A 6,936-nucleotide genomic window follows, 5' to 3' on the forward strand; every position below is an offset into this window, starting at 1 on the left:
TGCTCAGGCCGAAGAAGGCGGTGATGGCCGCGATGTCCCAGATGTCCTCGTCGTCGAAGCCGTGGGCGTGCAGCGGCGGGAAGTCGCTGTCGTCGATCTCGTGCGAGCGTTCGCAGACCTTCATCGCAAAGTCGAGCATCGCGCGCTGGCGCGGCGTGATGTCGGCCTTGCGATAGTTCACCGCCACCTGGTCGGCCACCTGCGGCTCACCCTCACCGAGGGCAAGTACCACCAGGTCAAGCGCATGCTGGCGGCGGTCGGCAACCGGGTGGAGGGGCTGCACCGCTCGCGCATCGGCGAGCTGGCGCTGCCCGCCGAGCTCGCGCCCGGGCAGTGGCGCTGGCTGACCGCCGACGAGGTGGCGGGCCTGCGCGCGCCGGCCAGACCCGCCAAGGCGTTGAAGTAGAAGAGAAAAGCGCGGGGAAACCGGGGAAAAGGACACGCTTCCGGTCAGCCAGTCTTAAGGGCCGGCCGTTAACATTCCGAACTCTCTCCCGGAACCTTCCCTTGCGACTCCCTGCCCGACCGAACGGCCGCCTCGCGGCTTTCCTGCTTGCCTGCATGACGGCCTTCGCGGCCCATACCGCCGCCGCAGCGCCGGAACCCCCTCCGATCTTCGTGCTCAACTCGCTGGACGCGAATGTGAGTGTGATCAATCCCGTCGACTGGACGGAAAAGCAGCGCATTCCCACCGGCAAGGAGCCGCACCACATCTACATGACGCCCGACGAGAAGTCGGTCATCGTGGCCAATTCGGCGGGCGACTCGCTGACCTTCCTGAACCCCCGCACGGCGGAAGTGCAGCGCGTGGTCTACGGCATCATCGATCCGTACCAGCTGCAGTTCTCGCGCGACATGAAGTGGTTCGTCACGGCCGGCAACCGGCTGAACCATGTCGACGTCTACCGTTGGGACGGCAAGGACCTGAAGCTGGCCAAGCGCATCGCCAGCGGCAAGACGCCCAGCCACATCTGGATCGACAACACCAGCACCATCGCCTACGTGACGATGCAGGACAGCGACGAGATGATCGCCGTCGATCTGCCCACGCAGACCATCAAGTGGCGCACCACCACCGGCGCCATGCCGGCCGACATCTTCGGCGTGCACAACGACAAGACGCTGCTCGTGGGCCTCACCGGCAGCGACGGCGTGCAGGTGTTCGACGTGGCCGGCGCCGAGCCCAAGCTGGTCGGCAAGATTCCCACCGGCAAGGGCGCCCACGCCTTCCGCTCGGCCGGCGACGGCAAGAGCGTGTTCGTGAGCAACCGGGTGGCCAACACCATCAGCCGCATTGACCTGGCGACGCTGAAGGTGGTCGCAACCTACCCGGTGCCCGGCGGCCCCGACTGCATGGACGTGTCGGCCGACGGCAAGACGCTTTACGTGACTTCGCGCTGGGCCAAGAAGCTCAGCGTGGTCGACCTGGCAAGCAACAAGGTCGTGCGCCAGGTCAACGTCGGCCGTTCGCCGCACGGCGTTTGGACGCTGGACCATGCCAAGCGTATCTAGGCGCACCGGCCTGGCCGTCGCCGCATCCATGGTCGCCCTGGCGGCGGCGCTGTCGCCTGGCGCCTGGGCGGCGCAAGAGCCGGCCGCCTGCGAAAAGCCCGTCTACCTGACCTTCGACACCGGCCACATGGGCATCGCGCCGCTGGTGGCCGACGTGCTCAAGCGGCAGGACGTTCGCGTCACCTTCTTCGCCGCCGCCGAGCGCACCCAGACCGACGGCGACAGCCTCGACGACCACTGGGCGCCGTGGTGGAAGGCGAGGGCGGCCGAGGGCAACGAATTCGGCTCTCACACGTACGACCACGCCTACTGGCGCGCCGACGTGAAGGGCACGCCGCCGGCCTTCCGCATCAAGCCCTCGGCCGGCCCGCAGAACGGCAAGGAATCGACCTGGAGCGCGGCCGAGTACTGCGCCAACATCAAGAAGGCCTCCGACCGGCTGGCGGCGATCACCGGCAAGAAGCCGCTGCCGCTTTACCGCGCGCCGGGCGGCAAGACCTCGCCGGCGCTGCTGGCCGCGGCTGAAGGCTGCGGCTACAAGTACGTGGGCTGGGCGAGCGCCGGCTTCCTCGGCGACGAGCTGCCGAGCGAGAAATTCAGCAACGCGAAGCTGCTGACGCAGGCGCTGGACACGATCCGCCCCGGCGACATCCTGCTCGCGCACCTGGGCATCTGGTCGCGCAAGGACCCGTGGGCGCCCGCCAACCTCGAGCCGCTGATCGTCGGCCTGAAGGCCAAGGGCTTCTGCTTCCGCACCTTGCGCCAGCATCCGGACTTCAAGGCCTGGATCGCCTCCCATCCCTGAACGACTGACGACGAGTTTCCCGATCGTGATCGACTGGCTGACAGACGCCTTCTCCGCCTTGCAGGGCTGGTTCTTCGAGGCCGCCGTGCAGCCGCTGGTCTACGCCGTGGGCCTGGGCGGCTGGACCGAGGATGCCTTCGATGCCACCGGCTGGCTGCTGGTGGGCGTGATCCAGATCCTGGTGCTGCTGGCCATCATCGGGCCGCTGCAGCGCTGGCGCTCGGTGGAGCCGGTGCACGACCGCCACGCGATCCGCATCGACGTGCTCTACACGCTGATCCACCGGCTCGGGCTGTTCCGGCTGGCGATGTTCTTCACGCTGCAGCCCTTCTTCGACGACGCCATGGGCGCACTGCGCACGGCGGGGTGGGGCACATTCCACCTCGACGAGGTGTGGCCCGGCGTCACCGACATCCCGTGGGTGGCCTTCGCCATCTATCTCGTGGTGCTCGACTTCGTCGGCTACTGGATCCACCGCGGCCAGCACCAGTTCAACTGGTGGTGGGGCCTGCACTCGCTGCACCACTCGCAGCGCCAGATGACGATGTGGAGCGACGACCGCAACCACCTGCTCGACGACATCGTGCACGACGCGCTGATCGTCATCGTGGCGCAGCTCATCGGCGTGGCGCCCGGGCAGTTCATCGCATTCGTCGCCTTCACCCAGCTCAGCGAGAGCCTGCAGCACGCCAATCTGCGGCTGAGCTTCGGCGCGATCGGCGAGCGGCTGTGGATCAGCCCGCGCTTCCACCGGCTGCACCACAGCATCGGGCTGGGCCACGAATCGAAGGGCGCCAGCACCCTCGGCGGCCACAACTTCGGCGTGCTGCTGCCGTGGTGGGACATGCTCTTTCGCACCGCCAACTTCGAGGACCGCTACGACCCGACCGGCATCCGCGACCAGGTCGAGCCGCGCGCCGACGGCAGCGTGCGCGAATACGGCCGCGGCTTCTGGGCCCAGCAGTGGCTCGGCCTGAAGCGAATGGTCGGTCGCGGTTGAGGGGCACCCCGCCCTGAAAGGCTCGCCCGAGGCGTTATCCTCGCTGCCTCATGCGCCTGCTCCTCGACTCCTTCTGGCGCGCGGTCGCCTACTGCATGCTGCCGCGCGTGATCGTGCTGTCGCTGCTCCCGCTGGGGCTCATGATCGTGCTGGCCGCGGCGCTGGGCTACTTCTACTGGGATGCCGCCGTGGCCTGGACGCGCGGCGCGCTCGACGCCTGGCCGCTGCTGTCGAGCTTCTGGGCCTGGATCGGCCGTCTTTTCTCCGGCGACATCACTTCCGCGCTGGCATCGCTGGTCGTGGTGTTCGCCGCCACACCGGTGATCGTGGTGATCTGCCTGCTGATCGTCGCCGGCTTCATGGCGCCCGCGCTGACCAGGCTCGTGAGCGAGCGGCGTTTTCCGGGGCTCGAGCAGAAGAAGGGCGCTTCGTTCTTCGGCAGCGTGGCGCGCTCCCTCGGCGCCACCGTGCTGGCGGTGATCGCGCTGGTGGTGTCGATGCCGCTGTGGCTCATTCCGCCGCTGGTGCTGATACTGCCGCCGCTGATCTGGGGCTGGCTCACCTACCGCGTGATGAGCTTCGACGCGCTGGCCGAGCACGCCAGCCCCGAGGAACGTGCCGCGCTCATCCGCGCGCACCGGGTGCCGCTGCTGTGCATCGGCGTGCTCTGCGGCTACCTGGGTGCCGCGCCCAGCATCGTCTGGGCTTCGGGCCTGCTGTTCGCCGCCGCCTTCTTCGTGCTGGTGCCGATCGCCATCTGGATCTACACACTGGTTTTCGCCTTCTCGGCGCTCTGGTTCGCCCACTACTGCCTCGATGCGCTCGCGCAGCTGCGTGCCCGCCGCGCCGCGGCGGAGGCATCGCTCGCAGGCGGCGCGCCCGCCGCCATCGAGGCCGACGAAGCCAGCAAGGCCGCTCTTTCCCAATGGGGTTCTCCATGACTCGCACATTCGGTCTCATCGTCGTCGGCGACGAGATCCTCTCCGGCAAGCGTGCCGACAAGCACATGGCCAAGGTCATCGAACTGCTCGCCGCGCGCGGCCTGCAACTGAGCTGGGCCGAATACGTGGGCGACGAGCCCGGGCGCATCACCGCGGCGCTGCAGCGCGCCTTCGCCTCGGGCGATGTCGTCTTCTCGACCGGCGGCATCGGCGCCACGCCCGACGACCACACCCGCCAGTGCGCCGCCAGGGCGCTCGGCGTGCCGCTGGCGCTGCACCCAGAGGCCGAGCTGCTGATCCGCGAGCGCATGCAGGACACCGCGCGCGAGCAGGGCCTGCCCTACGAGCCCGACCGCTCCGACAACGTGCACCGGCTCAACATGGGCGTGTTTCCGCAGGGCGCCACGCTCATCTACAACCCCTACAACAAGATCCCGGGCTTCAGCGTGGGCGACGTGCATTTCGTGCCGGGCTTTCCCGTCATGGCCTGGCCGATGATCGAATCGGTGCTCGACGGCCGCTACGCCGGGCTGTTCGCCAGCAACGCCGTCGCCGAGAAGTCTGTGATCGTTTTCGGTGCCATGGAGGCCACGCTGACACCGCTCATGGAAGCCATCGAGGCCACCCACGCCGGCATCAAGGTTTTCAGCCTGCCCAGCGTCGACCACCCCACGTACGGCCGGCATATCGAGCTGGGCGTCAAGGGCGAGCCCGGCCGACTCGATGCCGCCTACGCCCAGCTGATCGAAGGCCTGCACACTTTTGACGCCAAGCTGGGCCCTGAATTGGTGCGATAAAAATCAATGCACCAAAATAGTGAGTTTCCGCCTTCATTTGGGTTTCGCGGTGGCCACGGAAGCCTCATCCGATGAGGTGACAATGGCACAGAAACTGCATCCCACGTCCCTGTATTCCTAACCACCATCCAACTCAGGAGAAACTGATGGCAAAGACCGTCGCCGATGTACTCAAGCTCGTCAAGGAAAACGAGGTCAAGTTCGTCGACTTCCGCTTCACCGATACCCGCGGCAAAGAGCAGCACGTGACCGTGCCGGTCTCGGCTTTCGACGAAGACAAATTCACCTCGGGCCACGCATTCGACGGCTCGTCCATCGCCGGCTGGAAGGGGATCGAAGCTTCGGACATGCAGCTCATGCCCGACCCGAACACCGCCAACATCGACCCCTTCTTCGAAGAAACGACGCTGATCCTGACCTGCGACGTGATCGACCCCGCCGACGGCAAGGCCTACGAGCGCGATCCGCGTTCGCTCGCCAAGCGCGCGGAGGCCTACATGAAGGCATCGGGCCTGGGCGACACCGCCTACTTCGGTCCGGAACCCGAATTCTTCGTGTTCGACGGCGTGCGCTGGAAGAACGACATGTCGGGCTGCTTCGTGAAGATCGAATCCGAAGAAGCCTCGTGGAACACCGACAAGGAGTTCGAGCACGGCAACACCGGCCACCGTCCGGCAGTCAAGGGCGGCTACTTCCCGGTTCCCCCGGTCGACAGCTTCCAGGACATGCGCTCGGAAATGTGCCTGGTGCTCGAATCGCTCGGCATCCCGGTCGAAGTGCATCACCATGAAGTGGCCAACGCCGGCCAGATGGAACTCGGCACCAAGTTCAGCACGCTCGTGCAGCGCGCCGACTGGGTCCAGCTGCAGAAGTACGTGATCCACAACGTGGCCCACGCCTACGGCAAGACCGCCACCTTCATGCCCAAGCCCATCGTCGGCGACAACGGCTCCGGCATGCACGTGCACCAGTCGGTCTGGAAGGACGGCAAGAACCTGTTCGCCGGCGACGGCTATGCAGGCCTCTCGGACTTCGCCCTGCACTACATCGGCGGCATCATCAAGCACGCACGTGCCCTGAACGCCATCACGAACCCCGGCACCAACAGCTACAAGCGTCTGGTCCCCGGCTTCGAAGCCCCGGTGAAGCTGGCCTACTCGGCCAAGAACCGCTCGGCCTCGATCCGCATTCCGTTCGTGGCCAACCCGAAGGGCCGCCGCGTCGAAGCGCGCTTCCCCGATCCGCTGATGAACCCGTACCTGGGCTTCGCCGCGCTGCTGATGGCCGGCCTGGACGGCGTGGAAAACAAGATCCACCCGGGCGAAGCCGCCAGCAAGGACCTGTACCACCTGCCGCCGGAAGAAGACGCGCTGATCCCGACCGTCTGCCACAGCCTCGACCAGGCCCTGGAATACCTGGACAAGGACCGTGCGTTCCTGACCAAGGGCGGCGTGTTCACCGATGCCTACATCGACGCTTACATCGAACTGAAGATGCAGGAAGTCACGCGCTTCCGCATGGCGACCCATCCGGTCGAGTTCGACATGTACTACTCGTTGTAATTGGTTCGCCCCCAGGCTGCGCGCACTTCGTGTCGCTTCGCCAACCCCCTTCCCGGGGGCGATACCTGCGGCCCGGCGAAGCCGGTTCCGCGGTATCCCCGAAGGGGCCCGAGGCGGGTGTAAGCCTGATGGGTTACGAAGGACGGCTTGGCCGTCCTCAGACTGCTGACGAACCCCCCGTTTTCTGGAACGCGGGGTTTTTTCTTTCAGGTGAAGCTGATTTCGCGACGATGGGGCCACAGCCCAGCGACAGCGACCAAGTAGCGCTCCAAGAGCCTTTTCATGGCTGCGCAGCGCCTGGCGCGACATAAAAGCGCCC

Annotated in this window: 6 protein-coding genes and 2 pseudogenes; 7 read left to right on the forward strand and 1 reads right to left on the reverse strand. The window is 66.5% G+C overall.

The annotated features are described in order from the left end of the window. A pseudogene (locus QMO14_RS32115) lies at nucleotides 1-229 on the reverse strand (peroxidase-related enzyme); the annotation flags it as partial. Here QMO14_RS32115 and QMO14_RS32120 point away from each other — a divergent pair. The 7 genes and pseudogenes from QMO14_RS32120 to glnA all read left to right on the forward strand — a co-directional run. Further along, nucleotides 206-406 (forward strand): annotated as a pseudogene (locus QMO14_RS32120) (16S rRNA pseudouridine(516) synthase); the annotation flags it as partial. The pseudogenes QMO14_RS32115 and QMO14_RS32120 sit on opposite strands and share 24 nt — an antisense overlap. Nucleotides 407-507: 101 nt before the next feature. Then, complete coding sequence (locus QMO14_RS32125) at nucleotides 508-1,512, forward strand: YncE family protein (protein WP_301512122.1); 1,005 nt, start codon at nucleotides 508-510, stop codon at nucleotides 1,510-1,512. After that, nucleotides 1,496-2,317: a polysaccharide deacetylase family protein gene (locus QMO14_RS32130; RefSeq protein WP_301512123.1), complete on the forward strand. Its 822-nt coding sequence runs from the start codon at nucleotides 1,496-1,498 to the stop codon at nucleotides 2,315-2,317. Before QMO14_RS32125 ends, QMO14_RS32130 begins: the two co-directional genes overlap by 17 nt. 25 nt (nucleotides 2,318-2,342) lie before the next feature. Continuing rightward, entirely contained in the window at nucleotides 2,343-3,317 is a 975-nt protein-coding gene (locus QMO14_RS32135) for a sterol desaturase family protein (RefSeq protein ID WP_301512124.1), read from the forward strand. 50 nt (nucleotides 3,318-3,367) lie between these two features. Continuing rightward, nucleotides 3,368-4,258, forward strand: coding sequence for an EI24 domain-containing protein (locus QMO14_RS32140; RefSeq protein ID WP_301512126.1), 891 nt, complete (start codon nucleotides 3,368-3,370; stop codon nucleotides 4,256-4,258). Beyond that, nucleotides 4,255-5,055: a molybdopterin-binding protein gene (locus QMO14_RS32145; RefSeq protein WP_301512127.1), complete on the forward strand. Its 801-nt coding sequence runs from the start codon at nucleotides 4,255-4,257 to the stop codon at nucleotides 5,053-5,055. The genes QMO14_RS32140 and QMO14_RS32145 overlap by 4 nt, the downstream gene beginning before the upstream one ends. Before the next feature lie 146 nt (nucleotides 5,056-5,201). Further along, complete coding sequence (glnA, locus tag QMO14_RS32150) at nucleotides 5,202-6,617, forward strand: type I glutamate--ammonia ligase (protein ID WP_093199113.1); 1,416 nt, start codon at nucleotides 5,202-5,204, stop codon at nucleotides 6,615-6,617. Nucleotides 6,618-6,936: the final 319 nt, after the last annotated feature.

This window comes from Variovorax sp. CAN15 (assembly GCF_030462475.1).
Taxonomy (GTDB): Bacteria; Pseudomonadota; Gammaproteobacteria; order Burkholderiales; family Burkholderiaceae_C; genus Variovorax.